At 74.1% G+C, this 14,636-nt stretch carries 13 protein-coding genes, 2 tRNA genes and 1 riboswitch; of the genes, 12 read left to right on the forward strand and 3 right to left on the reverse strand.

Translation table 11 applies throughout. The features are described from left to right. Positions 1–158 precede the first annotated feature (158 nt). The 3 genes from ABTY59_RS36780 (at position 159) to ABTY59_RS36790 (ending at position 2,469) form a co-directional block, all read left to right on the forward strand. Positions 159–234, forward strand: a tRNA-Lys gene (locus ABTY59_RS36780). A 201-nt stretch (positions 235–435) separates the two neighbouring features. Next, entirely contained in the window at positions 436–1,833 is a 1,398-nt protein-coding gene (locus ABTY59_RS36785; protein ID WP_403543116.1) for a diacylglycerol/lipid kinase family protein, read from the forward strand. A 51-nt stretch (positions 1,834–1,884) separates the two neighbouring features. Beyond that, positions 1,885–2,469, forward strand: a complete 585-nt coding sequence (locus ABTY59_RS36790) for a phosphatase PAP2 family protein (protein WP_352023501.1) — start codon at positions 1,885–1,887, stop codon at positions 2,467–2,469. A 7-nt stretch (positions 2,470–2,476) separates the two neighbouring features. Here ABTY59_RS36790 and ABTY59_RS36795 read toward each other — a convergent pair whose 3' ends face one another. Together ABTY59_RS36795 and sigJ are read right to left on the reverse strand one after the other, a co-directional pair. Continuing rightward, the gene (locus tag ABTY59_RS36795; RefSeq protein WP_352023502.1) at positions 2,477–3,787 is read right to left on the reverse strand and encodes a DUF1254 domain-containing protein; all 1,311 of its coding nucleotides are present in this window, start codon (positions 3,785–3,787) and stop codon (positions 2,477–2,479) included. Positions 3,788–3,870: 83 nt separating this feature from the next. After that, a complete protein-coding gene (gene sigJ / locus ABTY59_RS36800; RefSeq protein ID WP_352023503.1) occupies positions 3,871–4,827 on the reverse strand; it encodes an RNA polymerase sigma factor SigJ in 957 nt (318 codons plus the stop codon). A gap of 173 nt (positions 4,828–5,000) precedes the next feature. Between sigJ and ABTY59_RS36805 the strand changes: the two genes are divergently transcribed. The 9 genes from ABTY59_RS36805 (at position 5,001) to ABTY59_RS36845 (ending at position 13,094) form a co-directional block, all read left to right on the forward strand. Then, on the forward strand, positions 5,001–5,495 hold the full coding sequence (locus ABTY59_RS36805; protein ID WP_352023504.1) for a rhodanese-like domain-containing protein: 495 nt from the start codon (positions 5,001–5,003) through the stop codon (positions 5,493–5,495). A 54-nt stretch (positions 5,496–5,549) separates the two neighbouring features. Beyond that, positions 5,550–5,623: transfer RNA gene (locus ABTY59_RS36810), tRNA-Met, on the forward strand. A gap of 105 nt (positions 5,624–5,728) precedes the next feature. After that, a complete protein-coding gene (locus ABTY59_RS36815) occupies positions 5,729–6,469 on the forward strand; it encodes a MerR family transcriptional regulator (RefSeq protein ID WP_352023505.1) in 741 nt (246 codons plus the stop codon). A gap of 84 nt (positions 6,470–6,553) precedes the next feature. Further along, positions 6,554–6,931, forward strand: a complete 378-nt coding sequence (locus ABTY59_RS36820; RefSeq protein WP_352023506.1) for a hypothetical protein — start codon at positions 6,554–6,556, stop codon at positions 6,929–6,931. A 63-nt stretch (positions 6,932–6,994) separates the two neighbouring features. Further along, positions 6,995–8,065 carry a PLP-dependent cysteine synthase family protein gene (locus ABTY59_RS36825; RefSeq protein ID WP_403543095.1) on the forward strand — a complete coding sequence of 357 codons (1,071 nt, stop codon included), beginning with the start codon at positions 6,995–6,997 and terminating at the stop codon, positions 8,063–8,065. Continuing rightward, the gene (locus ABTY59_RS36830) at positions 8,062–9,297 is read left to right on the forward strand and encodes an MFS transporter (RefSeq protein WP_352023507.1); all 1,236 of its coding nucleotides are present in this window, start codon (positions 8,062–8,064) and stop codon (positions 9,295–9,297) included. The genes ABTY59_RS36825 and ABTY59_RS36830 overlap by 4 nt, the downstream gene beginning before the upstream one ends. Positions 9,298–9,424: 127 nt before the next feature. Continuing rightward, entirely contained in the window at positions 9,425–10,636 is a 1,212-nt protein-coding gene (locus ABTY59_RS36835; RefSeq protein WP_352023508.1) for a PP2C family protein-serine/threonine phosphatase, read from the forward strand. A 201-nt stretch (positions 10,637–10,837) separates the two neighbouring features. Next, positions 10,838–11,002: riboswitch (cyclic di-AMP (ydaO/yuaA leader) on the forward strand. 11 nt (positions 11,003–11,013) lie between these two features. Further along, positions 11,014–12,102 carry a M23 family metallopeptidase gene (locus ABTY59_RS36840; RefSeq protein ID WP_352023509.1) on the forward strand — a complete coding sequence of 363 codons (1,089 nt, stop codon included), beginning with the start codon at positions 11,014–11,016 and terminating at the stop codon, positions 12,100–12,102. A gap of 44 nt (positions 12,103–12,146) precedes the next feature. Continuing rightward, the gene (locus tag ABTY59_RS36845) at positions 12,147–13,094 is read left to right on the forward strand and encodes an aldo/keto reductase (RefSeq protein WP_352023510.1); all 948 of its coding nucleotides are present in this window, start codon (positions 12,147–12,149) and stop codon (positions 13,092–13,094) included. Positions 13,095–13,283: 189 nt separating this feature from the next. Here ABTY59_RS36845 and ABTY59_RS36850 read toward each other — a convergent pair whose 3' ends face one another. Then, a complete protein-coding gene (locus ABTY59_RS36850) occupies positions 13,284–14,615 on the reverse strand; it encodes a PrsW family intramembrane metalloprotease (RefSeq protein ID WP_352023511.1) in 1,332 nt (443 codons plus the stop codon). Positions 14,616–14,636: the final 21 nt, after the last annotated feature.

Consider the following 14,636-nt stretch of genomic DNA (forward strand, 5'->3'; position numbering starts at 1 on the left):
CGCGGGCCATCCGGGCCCGGTAGTCGTCCGCGGTGAAGGGCACGACGTCGTCGGTCGCGTGGGTGCTCGACATGGGGGCCTCTCCTCCCACGGTGTCGTACAGGCCCTTCTCCGTCCCGCGCCCTCTCGGGCTATGCTGCACGGGTGTGCTTGTCCACGGGCCGTTAGCTCAATTGGCAGAGCAGTGGACTTTTAATCCATTGGTTGTGGGTTCGAGTCCCACACGGCCTACCAGGGGCGGGCGAGGGGAGACCCTCCGGCCCGCCGAAGAGCGCCCCGACCGGAACCCTCCGGGCGGGGCGCTTCGTCGTAGGAGAACCGTCTTCGGGTTTTCCCGGTCTTCGTTCTCGGAACTCCCTTGTCGGAACTCCGTTCGCCCGAACGGCTGCGTACGGGGGCGGGGCCGGGGAACGGGGGGAAGCGTGGACGTGGAGCATGGAGGTGGGGTCGGTGGCGGCGAGCGGTACCGGTGATCCGGCGGGGGAGGCGCGACAGCTGGCCCGCTACGCGCTGTTGGCGACGGGAGGCGCGGCCGCGGCCCTGCTGACCGCGCTCGGCAGCGGGCTGCTGATCCTGCTCAGCGGCGTCCTGGGGTTCGCCGCGACAGCCGCGGGCGTCTGGTGGTTCCTCGCGCACCGGGGTCCGGTGCGGGTCCTCGGGGCGCTCCTCGCGGTGGCCGCGCCCCTCGTGACCCTGGGTCTGTACGTCGCCGGGGGCGTGTGGGTGAACGCCCTCGTGGCGCTGGGCCTGTGGGCCGTGGCGCTGTCCTGCGCGCGGGCCGCGCTGCGCCGCCCGGAGGAGGAGCGGGCCGCGCTGACGCGGGGCGCGCGCGTCCCCGCGCCGCGCCGCCCGGTGCTGATCATGAACCCCAGGTCCGGGGGCGGGAAGGTCGAGCGGTTCGGGCTGGTCGCGCGGGCGGAGGCGCTCGGCGCCCGGGTGATCCTGCTCGACCCGTCACAGCCCGCGGACGTCGCCGGGCTCGCCCGGAAGGCCGTCGCCGACGGCGCCGACCTGCTGGGGGTGGCGGGCGGCGACGGCACGCAGGCGTTGGTGGCCGAGGTCGCCGCCGCGCACGACGTGCCGTTCCTGGTGGTCTCGGCCGGCACCCGCAACCACTTCGCGATGGACCTCGGCCTGGACCGCGACGATCCGTCCCGCTGCCTCGACGCGCTGCACGACGGCGAGGAGCTGCGGATCGACCTCGGCGACGTCGCGGGGCGGCCCTTCGTCAACACGGTCTCGTTCGGGGTGTACGCGGACGTGGTCCAGCGCCCCGAGTACCGCGACGACAAGGCCGGCACGGCGATCGACGTGCTGCCCGACCTGCTCCAGGGCGGGGAGGGCGACCGTCTCGACGCGACCGCCGACGCCGTCCCGCTCACCGGGCAGCAGGCGCTCCTCGTCAGCAACAACCCGTACGCGGCGCCCGATCCGCTCAGTGCGGTCGCGGCCCGCAGGGCGCGTCTCGACGGCGGCGAGCTGGGGGTGATCGGCATCCGCGTGGACGGGGCCGCGCAGGCGGCCGAGCTGGCGGTCCTGGGGACCCAGGCGACCGGGCTGAACGTCCTGACGGCCCGTAGGGTGGAGGTCGGGGGCGGCCCCGGCGCGGGTGCCGTCATCCCGGTCGCCGTGGACGGCGAGGCGCTGACCCTGCCCACGCCCGTGGTCTGCACCCTCCGCCCGCGCGCGCTGCGGGTCCGGGTGCCCCGGGGCCGGCCGGGGTCGCCGGTGCCGCCGCCGCGCCTGGACTGGCGGCGGCTGACCCGGCTTGCGTTCCCCGAGGAGCCGGCGGCGGTCGGCGGCAGCGGCCCGTGGGATCCCCGTGCGTCCTGACGCCCCGTACCCCTTGAACTTCCGTACCCCTGAACCAGCTAGGAGCGGCGCATGACGGACGAGACGACGACGGGCGGGACCCTCCGGGACGTCCTGCACGACATCCGGGCGGTCGACGGTGCCGTGTACGGCGCGGTGGCCGCGACCCCCACGCCGACGCTCGACACGGCGTTCCGCCGGCTCTCGGCGGCGGCGGACCATTCCAAGATCTCCTTCACGGTCGCGGCGGCGCTCGCGCTCTTCCCGGGCCGGCCGCGGCGGGCGGCGCTCGTCGGGGTGGGGGCGATCGCGGTGGCCTCGGCCTCCGCGAACCTGCTCGGCAAGCGTCTGGTGCACCGGCGCAGGCCGGACCGGGAGGCGGCCCGGGTGGTGGTGGGCCGTCACGTGCCCATGCCGACCTCGGCGTCGTTCCCGTCCGGGCACACCGCGTCGGCGGTCGCGTTCGCCACCGCCGTGGGGTCGGTGCTGCCGCACGCCACGCTGCCGCTCGCGACCCTGGCCTGGGCCGTGGGGTACTCCCGGGTGCACACCGGGGTGCACTACCCGGGCGACGTGGCCGCGGGGGCCCTGCTCGGGATCGCCAGCGCGGGCGTGTCCCTGGCGGCCGGGAGCCGGCTGGGCGCCCGGGACAGGTGACCCGGAGTCAGTCCGCGACGGTGAGGGGCGGGAGCCGCCAGCCGCCGTCGAGGACCGACGGGTCGGGGCCGTACAGCCGGACGACGAGGCCGAACGGGCCGTCGGGTGCGGGCAGCCAGTTCGCCGCCTCCTTGGGGTCGGCCGGGCGGTCCCGGCGCACGTGGAGGGTGAGTCCGCCGTCGTCGTCGTACACGAGCCCCGGGGTGCGGTCGCCGATCGCGTACCGGTCGATCTCGTTGGCGACGAGCCCGCGCTCGGGCAGGCCGTAGAGGGTGACGGTCCAGAAGAAGCGGGCCGGGGGCAGCTGTCCGGGCGGGAAGCGGACGAGGTGGTCGTGGTCGTGCCCGTTCGGCGGGTGGTCGCCCCGGTCGTCGTCCGACCAGCCGCCGTACCAGACCTCGGCCGCGGGCAGGCCGTGCAGCCCCACGTCGGCGGCGACCGCCCGTCGGATGTAGTCGTCCCCGAGCTCCGCGCGGGTCCCGAAGAGGTCCGCGGAGACGGTGGTGGCCGCGACGGCCTTCTCCAGGCGGGCCCGGCCGTCCGCGATGCCCCGGTCGACGGCGGCCCTGACCTCCGGGGAGAGCGCGGCCGGTTCGAACGCGCCGGTGCCGGACACCCCCAGCGCCGCGAGACGGTCGCGCACTCCGCGCTCGTGCTCCAGGACGGGGAAGAAGCCGAGCAGGAAGTCGAGGAGCGTGTAGAACTCGACGGTCCCGAGGACCTCGTCGCGCCACACCGGCCACACCGGCTCCTCGGCGGGGTGCGGGGCGGCCGTGTCCGTGTACGCCGAGAGCGGGCGGAGCTCGTAGCGCTCCTGGACCGCGCGCAGGGCGGGGACGTCCTCGGGGCCGGCCAGGTGGGTGCGGCCGGCGATCCCGACGAGGAAGGTGGCGGCGCGCAGGACGCTTGTGACGCCCTCGGGGACGGTGCCGCTCCAGCCGGGGCCGGCGATCAGGTGGTGGCCCGCGGCCCGGCCGGTCGTGCGGGCGCCGACGTAGCCGACGTAGGCGGTGTCGAGGTCCTGGACGGGCAGCACGTAGTAGCGGTCGGTGGCCGGGACGGAGAGCACGAAGGGCTCGGCCCTGAGGTCGAGCCAGGCCACCGAGTACGGGGTGTCGTTGTTCGGGGTGGAGACGTCGGTGTCGGCGGGGGTGAACGGCTCCGCGTAGTGCCGGAAGCGGCCGAAGCCGCCCACGTACCGGGGGTCCTCGGGGTCGATCGCCCGCTGGTACGTCGTGCGGTAGGCGTCCAGGAGCGGGTAGCCCCAGATCCAGGCGTCGGCGGCCGTCCGGCGGGCCTCCTCGGGGGTCGGCTGCACGATCGCCACCTTTGCGGACAGGAGGGAACCAACCCGTACAAACTCGCACGGACGGTTCCCTCCCGCATGCGGGAGGACCCGGGTCAGTACGTCGCCCGGGCCAGCTCCTCCTCCGTGAAGCCGAGCGTCTCCATGCGCTCCGGGTCGGCCAGGATGTGCAGCGCGACGATCCGGTCCTCGACGATCGTGAACGTCATGAGCGAGCTCGGGCGTCCCTTGACGACCGACAGGACCGCGGGCTGGCCGTTGGCCACGACCTCCAGCACGCCCGTACGGAACTTCGCGTACGTGAGGGCCTGGGCGATGACCGCCTCGGCGCCCCGGACCATCTTCGAGACGGCCGCGAGGGTCCGGCCGCCGTCCGCGCGGAGCACCACGTCCGGGTCGAGGACGGCGAGCAGCCCCTCGAAGTCGCCGCCGTGCGCGGCGGCGAGGAACGCGTCGGCGATCTCCCGCTGCCGGCGCGCGTCGGGGCCGGGCGCCGGGGTGGCGTCCTGCACCCGGCGGCGGGCGCGGCTGGCGAGCTGGCGGGTCGCGGCCGGGCTGCGGTCGACGATCTTCGCGATCTCGTCGAAGGAGACGGCGAACATGTCGTGCAGCACGAAGGCGAGCCGCTCCGCGGGCCCCAGGGTGTCCAGGACGACGAGGAGCGCGAGGCCGACGGACTCGGTGAGCTCGGCCGCGTGCTCCGGGTCGGTCCGGTCGGCGACCCGGACGACCGGGTCGGGGACGTAGTACTCCAGCGGGTCCTCGCGGCGCGAGCCGCGCGAGCGCAGCATGTCCAGGCAGACGCGTCCGACGACCGTCGTCAGCCAGCCGCTGAGGTTCTCCACGCCGCTGACGTCGCTGCGGCTGAGTTTGAACCAGGCCTCCTGGACGGCGTCCTCGGCCTCGCTGAGCGAGCCCAGCATCCGGTAGGCCACCGCCCGCAGGTGCCCGCGGTCGGCGTCGAAGCGCCGGGCCAGGAACTCCGTGTCGACGGTCTCGTCGGCTTTCTTCTCGTGGTCCACTCGTCGCTCTCCCCGTTCGCGTCCCGTCATGTCCTCATGACGGATCGGATCCCTCGGATGTGACAGCGGAGACGAGTCCGGCGGTTCCGGTACGTGAGATCCCCGCCGCCTCGTGGCGAACGCCCGGGATTCCCCGGCCGAAGCCCCCGACCACCGTGAATCCCCACTTCAGGGCGGTGATCTTCGTCCGTAGATTGATCACCATGACGACGACGACCCCGCAGGTCAACCCCGTGCTCCGCACCCCGCCGGCCTCCCCCGCCGCAGCGGCCGCCTACTTCTCCGCCAGCCTCGCCTTCCACGCCGACGTCTCCGACGTGGCCTCCGTGCTGGCCTCCGCGGCCGCCGAGGGCACCGACCCGGGCTTCGTGGTGATCGACTCCCGCTCCACCGCCTCCTGGGACCAGGGTCACGTCCCCGGCGCGGTCCACCTGCCGACCGCGCTCATCCCCGAGCAGGCCGAGCGGCTGCTCGACCGGTCCGTGCCGGTCGTCACCTACTGCTGGGGCCCCGGCTGCAACGGCGCCACGCGCGCCGCGCTGGCCCTCGCCGAGCTGGGCTTCCAGGTGAAGGAGATGCTCGGCGGCTTCGAGTACTGGGTGCGCGAGGGCTTCGCGTACGAGACGTGGGAGGGGCCCGCGGAGAAGGCCGCCGACCCGCTGACGGCACCGGTCGATTCCGACGACTGCGGCTGCTGACGGGAAACCGATTTCGTGATCGCCCCGGTCATGCCGTAGAGTCGGGTTCACCGACGCGGGGTGGAGCAGCTCGGTAGCTCGCTGGGCTCATAACCCAGAGGTCGCAGGTTCAAATCCTGTCCCCGCTACTCAGTAGCACGAAGGCCCGGATCCAGTCACTGGATCCGGGCCTTCGTCGTTCCGTCGTGTCTCCGCTTGACCTTCACGCGACGTCAAGATTTAGCGTTCTCGGCATGGAGTGGTCGATCCAGGAGATCGCCAAGAAGGCCGGCACCACCAGCCGCACCCTGCGCCACTACGGCGAGCGGGGTCTGCTGGAGCCGAGCCGGATCGGCGCGAACGGTTACCGGTACTACGACCAGGCGGCGCTCGTGCGGCTGCAGCGGATCCTGCTGCTGCGCGAGCTGGGGCTCTCGCTGCCCGCCATCGCCGAGGTCCTCGCGGGGCAGCGGGACACGTCCGCCGCCCTGCGCACCCACCTCGCTCTCCTGGAGCAGGAGCGCGAGCGCATCGGACGCCGGATCGCGTCGGTGCGGACCACTCTCGACAAGACCGAGAAAGGAGAGGAACTCATGGCCGAGGAAGTGTTCGACGGTTTCGACCACACGGTGTACGAGGAGGAGGTGGCCGAGCGCTGGGGCCGCGACGCGTACGCTAAGGCCGACCGCTGGTGGCGTTCGCTCGGCGACGCGCAGAAGAAGGCGTTCATGGCAGAGCAGGACGGCATCGCCCGGGAGTTCGGGCGGGCGGCCCGGGAAGGCCTGGCCGCCGACAGCGACGAGGTGCAGGCCATCGCGTGGCGCCAGGTCGCCTGGCTGTCGACGACCACGACGCCGAGCAGGGAGTACCTGATCGGTCTCGGGCAGATGTACGTCGACGACCCGCGCTTCACCGCGAACTACGACAGGCACGGCGAGGGCACGGCGGTCCTCGTCCGGGACGCGATGCGGGTCTACGCCGAGCGGAACCTCTGAGAGACCTGTCTGATGTAAACGGTGGCCGAAACGGGCCCGCCTCTTTGCGGGCGCCCCGCTCCCCACCGTAGCCTCACGCGCACCATGAGTGACGAGCGTGTGAGCGACCTGAGCCGGCGGGCGCCCGCCGTGCTCGTCCTGCTCGCGCTCCTCGCCCTCCTCGTGAGCGTCTGCCACGGCTCCCACGGGCACCTGCTGCCGACCTCCGGCACCGCGACCGCCTCCGCCCCCGCGCTCCCGCACGGCTGCGAGCGGTCCGGGGACGCCTGGAGCTTCGACGCCCACCTCCCCGCCCAGGCCGCCGCCTCCCCGATCGCCGCGCCCGGCGCCGGCGGCGCCGCCGTCCTGCCGTACACGGCGGACCTCCGCGCCGACCCCCGCGCGCGCTGCGTACGGAACCGGGCGGGCCCCGGCCCCGAGCCGGGACGACTGCTCATCGCCCTCGGGGTGGACCGGAACTGAACCGGGTTGCGCATCCGCGCGACCAGGTTCCCTTTCGCGTACCCACCCCAAGGACGTACCTCCATGACCACGCCCCCGACCCCGGCCGTGACCCGGGCCACGACCACACCCATGACCGCACCACCGGCGCTGCCCGTCGCCGGGGGGACCGTCGGCAACACCCCCGTCCTGTGGACGGACGACGGTTACTGGGCCAAGCTCGAAGGCTTCAACTTCGGCGGCATCAAGGACCGCGCCGCCCTCCACATGGTCGAGCAGGCCCGTCGCCGCGGGGACCTGCGGCCCGGCGCTCCGATCGTCGAGTCGACGTCCGGGACGCTCGGCCTCGGCCTCGCCCTCGCGGGCGTCCTGCACGGCCACCCCGTGCACGTCGTCACCGACCCCGGTCTCGAACCGATCGTCGAGCGCATGCTCGCCGCCCACGGCGCCCGGGTGCACGTCGTGCGCGAGCCCAGCCCGCGGGGCGGCTGGCAGCAGGCCCGGATGGACCGGGTCGCCGAACTGCTCGCCGGCCTCGACGGGGCGTGGTGGCCCGACCAGTACGGGAACCCCGACAACCCCGCCGCGTACGGAGGGCTCGCCGCCGAGCTGTCCGCGCAGCTCGACCGGATCGACGTCCTCGTCTGCGCGGTCGGCACCGGCGGCCACTCCGCCGGCATCTCCCGGGCGCTGCGCGCCACCAGCAGCCCCGCCCTCGAACTGGTCGGCGTCGACTCCGTGGCCTCCACCGTCTTCGGCCTGCCGGCCGGGGAGCGGCTGATGCGCGGCCTCGGCTCCTCCATCCACCCGGGGAACGTGGACCACGGCGCCTTCGACGAGGTGCACTGGGTGGGCCCGGCGGAGGCGGTCCGCGCCGCCCGCAGGCTGGCCTCGCGGCACTTCGCGACCGGCGGCTGGAGCGTCGGCGCGGTGGCCCTGGTCGCCGGGTGGCTGGCCCGAACACGGCCGCGCGGGACCCGGATCGCGGCCGTGTTCCCCGACGGGCCGCAGCGGTACTTCGACACCGTCTTCAACGACGAGTTCTGCGCGGCGCACGGACTGCTCGACGGTCCCGTACGGGAGGACCCCGCCGCGTACGTCTCCGACGACACGGTCAGCGGGTGGACCCGCCGGATCATGGAGCGTGCCAGGTGACCCTCGCGACCGCGCCCTCCAAGGGCGGCATCTGGAAGCAGAGCCGCGGCTTCGACCCGGCCGTAAGGCTCCTCTTCCTCAACCAGCTCACCATCAACCTCGGCTTCTACATGCTCATGCCCTACCTGGCCGCGCACCTCGCGGACGGGCTCGGCATGGCCGCCTGGGCCGTCGGCCTCGTCCTCGGCGCCCGGAACCTCTCCCAGCAGGGCATGTTCCTCGTCGGCGGGGCGCTCGCCGACCGGCTCGGCTTCAAGCCGCTCATCGTGGCCGGCTGCGCGCTGCGGACGGTCGGCTTCGGGGCGCTCGCCTTCGCGCAGTCGCTGCCGTGGCTGATCGCCGCCTCGCTCGCGACGGGCCTCGCGGGGGCGCTCTTCAACCCCGCCGTGCGGGCCTGTCTCGCGGCGGAGGCGGGGGAGGAGCGGCGCGTGGAGGCCTTCGCGCTGTTTCACACGTACTACCAGGCGGGCATCCTGCTCGGCCCGCTCGTCGGGGTGGCCCTGACAGGGGTGTCGTTCCGGCTGACCTGTGTGGTGGCGGCCGTCCTGTTCGCCGGCCTGACCCTCGTACAGCTCCGGCACCTGCCCGTACGGGGCGCGTCCGGGCCCTCCGAGGGGGGAGCGCGGGGGCAGTTCCGCACGGTCCTGTCCCATCGGACGTTCTGGCTCTTCTCGCTCGCCATGACCGGCTCGTACGTGCTGTCCTTCCAGGTCTATCTGGCGCTGCCGCTCGCGGCGGGCGGTACGGCGGAGACGACCGCGCTGTTCGTGGTGTCGGCGCTCGTCGCGCTGGCCGGGCAGCTGCGGATCACGGCCTGGTGCCGGCGCCGGCTCAGCCGGGAGCGGTGTCTCGTCCTGGGGCTCGCCCTGATGGGCGGGGCGTTCCTGGTCCCGGCGGTCCTGGGGCGCGGCCTGGTGGGGCTGCTGCTGTGCGCGGCGGTGCTGGCCGTCGCGAACGCGGTGCTCTACCCGTACGAGATGGACACCGTCGTCGCCCTGTCCCGGGGCCGCTGGGTCGCCACCCACTACGGGCTCTACAACACGGTCTGCGGGATCGGCATCACCCTCGGGAACCTGGGGACGGGCGCGCTCCTCGACGTCACCGGCTGGTCGGCGGCGCCGTGGCTCGTGCTGTGCGCCGTGGGCCTGCTGTGCGCGGCGGCGATGGCGCTGCTCGGCCGGGGCGGGCGGCTGGCGGAGGACGCGCCGGAGGAGGGCGCGTCGGCGGGCTGAGGCCGTCCCGGGCGGCCGGGTCCGTACGCCACTCGGCCCCGTGGGAGTCGCCGCCCCCGGCGGCGGCGGCCACCCTGGGAGGGCGCGGTGCGGACCGCGGCCGGTCGGACCGGGCAGGAGAGCACAGGTGGGGCACCCCCTAGGAGCGGCGGGCGGCGGACGGCGGGGCGGCGGGGGCCGTGCCGACTACGGCGGCGCCCGGCGGTTCATCCGCGCGCTGCCGCCGCTGATCATCGTGGGCGGTGTCGCCTTCGACGTGGCGACCCCGCCCGAGTACACGGCGGCGCCGCTCTTCTCCGCCGCCCCGCTGATCGCCGCGCCCTTCTTCTCCACCCTCACCACCCTGCTCACCGGGATCGCCGCCGTCTGCGCCTCGGTGGGCCTGCACGCCTACAACGGGACCGTCGACGAGGTCGCGGCGCTCACGGAGACCCTGACCGTCCTCACCGTCTCCGCGCTCGCCCTGCTCATCAACCGGGTGGTGCGGCGCAGCGGTGAGCGGCTCGCCTCGGCGCGGGTCATCGCGGAGACCGCGCAGAAGGCGGTGCTGCCGACGCCCGCCGAGCGGATCGGCGGGCTCCAGTGCGCGGCGCGGTACGAGGCGGCACAGGCCGACGCGTTCATCGGCGGCGACCTGTTCGCCGTGCAGGACACCCCGCACGGGGTACGGCTGGTGGTCGGGGACGTCCGGGGCAAGGGGATGGACGCGGTCGAGGCCGTCGCCGTCGTCATCGGCGCCTTCCGGGAGGCGGCCGAGCAGGAGCGGAACCTGGAGGGCGTGGCGCTGCGCCTGGAACGGGCGCTGACCCGGGAGGGCACCCGGCGGGACGGGCTCGACGCCTTCGAGGGGTTCACCACCGCCGTGCTGGCCGAGATCCCGCGCGCCGACGGGAGCGGGACCTTCGGCGGTTTCGTACGGGTCGTCAACCGGGGTCATCCGCCGCCGCTGATGCTGTACGCGGACGGGCGGCTCGACGCGCTGGAGCCGGGGGAGGCGGCGCTGCCGCTCGGCATGGGGGAGCTGGCGCAGTGGCCGGACCGGGCGGAGGCGCGGCCGTTCCCGCCGGGCACGACGCTGCTGTTCTACACGGACGGCCTCTCGGAGGCGCGGAACGCGCAGGGCGTCTTCTACGATCCGGCGGCCCGGCTCGCCGGGCGGATCTTCCCCGGGCCCGAGGAACTGCTCGACGCGCTCGTGGACGACGTACGGCTCCACACGGGCGGCGGGGCGACCGACGACATGGCGTTGCTGGCCGTGAGCCGCCCGGCGGCGGGGCAGCCGGAGCGGCGTCGGACGATGCCGGTGGTGCCGCCGGGCGGGCCCCGTCACCAGGCGTAGTCGGAGGGTGTCACTGCGATAACAATTGACATAACGTCAGATCGCGAGGGTTGGGCGAGCCCGTTCTGAACGGGGGTCAAGTCGGACCATTACCTCCCAATTCAATGAATGATCAAGGGGGACGGCTTGGAATCGGGACCCCCTGTCTATTAACGTTCGATAACGCAGCGCGGTCGTCCCAGCCGTCGCAAGAGGCGGCACCGTGCGCACGCGCCGAATCCTGAAAAGGAACCGGGGAACCACCACTTGGGGTGAATCGGGCCCCTTCGCACCCGTGCGGACCACGCACCCGTGCGGTCGAGCCCGTAGGAGACCTTCCTGCTCCGAACCCGTCAGCTAACCCGGTAGGCGAGAAGGAAGGAAAGGAGCGCGCCTCCGTGGCGTCCAACACCCCCGCACCCGAAGCCCCCTTCGATGCCTTCGGTGGCGGTGCGGGTCCCGCCGCCCCGGACACCGAGTGGAACCCCACCGAGGGCTCCCTCCGCGCCGAGGGCCGCTCCGGCGGCCGGCACCGGGTCGTCAAGCAGCGCTCCAACTTCGCCCGCTCCTCCACCGTCCTCGGCGTCGGCGTGATCGCGGCCGTCGGCGCGGGCGGCCTCGCCACCGCGCAGGAGAAGCCCCCGGTCGCCATATCGCTCCCGGACCTCCCGGACCTCGACCTGCCGGACGCCCACGACCTCCCCGGCGTCGGCGACCTGCTCCCCGAGGAGCACAGCGAGCCCGTCAGCGAGGCCCGCGCCAACCCGAACCCGCTCACCGCCGCCGCCTACACCACGGCCGACGAGAGCACCGAGCAGGCCGCCGCCGCCCCCGCCGCGGGCGAGGCCCTGCGCGCCCGCATCCTCCAGCAGGCCGAGCAGCAGCAGGCCTCCGCCGACGCCGCCGAGAAGGCCGCGGCGGAGAAGGCGGCGGCGGAGAAGGCCGCCGCCGAGGCCGTGGCCAAGGAGGCCGCCGCGCAGAAGGCCGCCGCCGAGGCGAAGGCGAAGGCCGAGGCGGAGGCCAAGGCCAAGGCGGAAGCGGCGGCCAAGGCGAAGGCCGAGGCCGAGCGCCTCGCCAAGCTCGCCGCCAGCTACTCGCTGCCGGTCTCCTCGTACAGCCTCACCGCCACCTACATGCAGTCCGGCTCCATGTGGTCCTCCGGCTACCACACCGGCCTCGACTTCGCCGCCCCCACGGGCACCCCGCTCAAGGCCGTCCACGGCGCGACCGTCAAGTCGGCGGGCTGGTCCGGCTCCTACGGCTACCGGATCGTCCTGGAGCTGGAGGACGGCACCGAGGTCTGGTACTGCCACCTCTCGTCCATGCTGGTCGGCGCGGGCCAGACCGTGGGCACCGGCGAGACCATCGGCCGCGTCGGCGCCACCGGCAACGTCACCGGCGCCCACCTCCACATGGAGGTCCACACGCCCGGCGGCGACGGCATCGACCCGGCGGACTGGCTCCGCTCCAAGGGCCTCAGCCTCTGACCCCACCCGGAATAGGCCCGGCGGCGGGAGCGGTTGATCCACACATGACCACTCTCCGCCCGCTGGGCAGCTCCGACCTGCACGTCTTCCCCCTCGCCCTGGGCGGCAACGTCTTCGGCTGGACCGCCGACGAGGCCCAGTCCTTCGCCGTCCTCGACGCCTACGCCGCCGCCGGCGGCAACTTCGTCGACTCCGCCGACGTCTACTCCGCCTGGGCCGAGGGCAACGAGGGCGGCGAGTCCGAGACCGTCATCGGCCGCTGGCTCGCCTCCCGGGGCAACCGCTCCGACATCGTCGTCGCCACCAAGGTCGGCGCCCACCCCCACTTCAAGGGCCTGTCCGCCACCACCATCAAGGCGGGCGCGGAGGAGTCCCTCCGCCGCCTCGGCACCGACCACATCGACCTGTACTACACCCACTTCGACGACGAGTCCGTCCCCGTCGAGGAGATCGTCACCGCCCTCGACCAGCTGGTGAAGGACGGCAAGGTGCGCGCCGTCGCCGCCTCCAACATCTCCCCGGAGCGGCTCCGCGCCTCCCTCGACTTCGCCGAGGCCGAGGGCCTCGCCCGGTACGTCGCCCTCCAGCCGCACTACAACCTGGTCTCCCGCGACACCTACGAGGGCCCGCTCCTGGAGACCGTCGAGCGGGCCGGGCTCTCCGCCGTCCCGTACTACGGCCTCGCGGCGGGCTTCCTCACCGGCAAGTACCGCCCCGGCGCCACCGTCGACAGCGTCCGGGCCTCCGGGGCCGCCGGCCACCTGGACACCGAGCGGGGCCGGGCCGTGCTCTCCGCCCTCGACGCGGTCGCCGAGGCGCACGGCGCGGAGCTCGCCACCGTCGCCCTCGCCTGGCTCGCAGCCCGCCCGACCGTCGCCGCGCCGATCGCCTCGGCCCGCACGGTCGAGCAGCTCCCCGCCCTGGTGGCGGCCGCCGACCTGGAACTGACGGAGGAGGAGCTGACGCTGCTGACGGAGGCGTCGGCGCACTAGGCCTGGCAGTTCCCGTCGGATCAGGCCCCTAGTGCTGTGACCGGAAAGGTTCACCGGGTCGCGACGCCCGGCACGGCACCTCGCCGCGTTGTCGGCCCTCGCGAGTACGTCCAGTACGAGCCGAGGCCCTCCGCCTTGCGATGCACCGCACCGGACGCCGCGACCCGGCAAACCTTTCCGGCCACAGCACTAGCTGCGGTACGGGTTGTAGCCCTCGTAGTCCAGGTACTGCGGCGGTGCCCAGGCGCGGCCCGTGGCCCGCGCCGCGAACGTCAGGGCGGGGGAGGCGACCGCGCGGCGCTGCCACAGGTGGTGCAGCAGCTCCTGCTCCCGGGCCGGGAAGTCGGGCCCAGCCGTGCCGCGCCGGGCCCGGTCCCGCAGGAACGCCAGGGTCGTGGCGAAGGACTCGTACTCGCCGACCGCCCGCGCGGCCGGCGGGCCGTACGTCCGCGCGGCGAACGAGCGGGCCACCTGCCGGGCGCGCATCGAGGACAGCGCGAGCGGCTCGGCGGGAGCGAGCCAGCCGGCCGCCGCGTACGCCGGGAGCTCGCCGGATATCGTGCGCAGCTCGCGCTGCCGGCTCCAGACGGCCAGCCAGGTCAGCAGGCCGAACGCCGGGACCATGAGCGCCCCGTACACCGCGTAGAAGGCCAGCGGGCCGCCGAAGGTGGCCGAGCCGTTCCACGCGGCGTGCAGGCTCATGGCGAGCAGCAGTCCGGCGAGCGGCAGCAGCACCCGGCGCAGCCGCTTTCCGCGCGGCGCGAGGGCGGCGAAGCCGAAGCCGATGCCGGTGAGCACGGTGAACAGCGGATGCGCGAACGGCGACATCACGACCCGTACGAAGAAGGTCGCGGCGGTCACCGAGCCGATGCCGGAGGCGCCGAACTCCTGGTCCTCCCCGAAGGCGTTGCCCAGGTAGAGGATGTTCTCGGTGAACGCGAAGCCGGTCGCGGTGAAACCGGCGACCACGACCCCGTCGACGAGACCCCCGAAGTCCCTCCTGCGGAAGAGGAACAGCAGCAGGATCGCGGCCGCCTTCGCGCTCTCCTCCACCACCGGGGCGATGACGGTGGCCCCGAGGGTGTCGGCGGAGTCCGGATCGGCCGTGGCCGTGGCGATCCAGCGGACCGCGAAGGAGTTCGCCAGGATCGCGACGAGCGCGGCGGCGAAGGCGCCCCAGGCGAACGCGAACAGCATGTTCTTCCAGGGGCCCGGCTCGACCCGGTCGAGCCAGCGGAACGCCGACATGAGCAGCGGTACGGGAAGGACGGCCAGGCCCAGGCCGACGAGGAAGCCGTGGGTGCCGGTCTGCTCGCGGACCAGCGCCAGGATGACCAGGGCGCAGAGGGCGAGCAGCGTCACGACGGCGACCGCGCGGACCAGCCGGCTGCGCCAGAAGGCCCGGCGGGGCCGGTAGCGCCACTGGGAACGGTCGGCGGCGGCGGGGAAGGCCGGCTCCTCGGTGTCCCGGTGCGGGACGGGAGCGGCGTCCGAAAGGTCGCTGGGGGCTCGGTTCGACACGTGAGCGACCCTAACGACCCC

The sequence above is a fragment of the Streptomyces sp. NPDC096079 genome, from assembly GCF_040303145.1.
Lineage (GTDB): Bacteria > Actinomycetota > Actinomycetes > Streptomycetales > Streptomycetaceae > Streptomyces.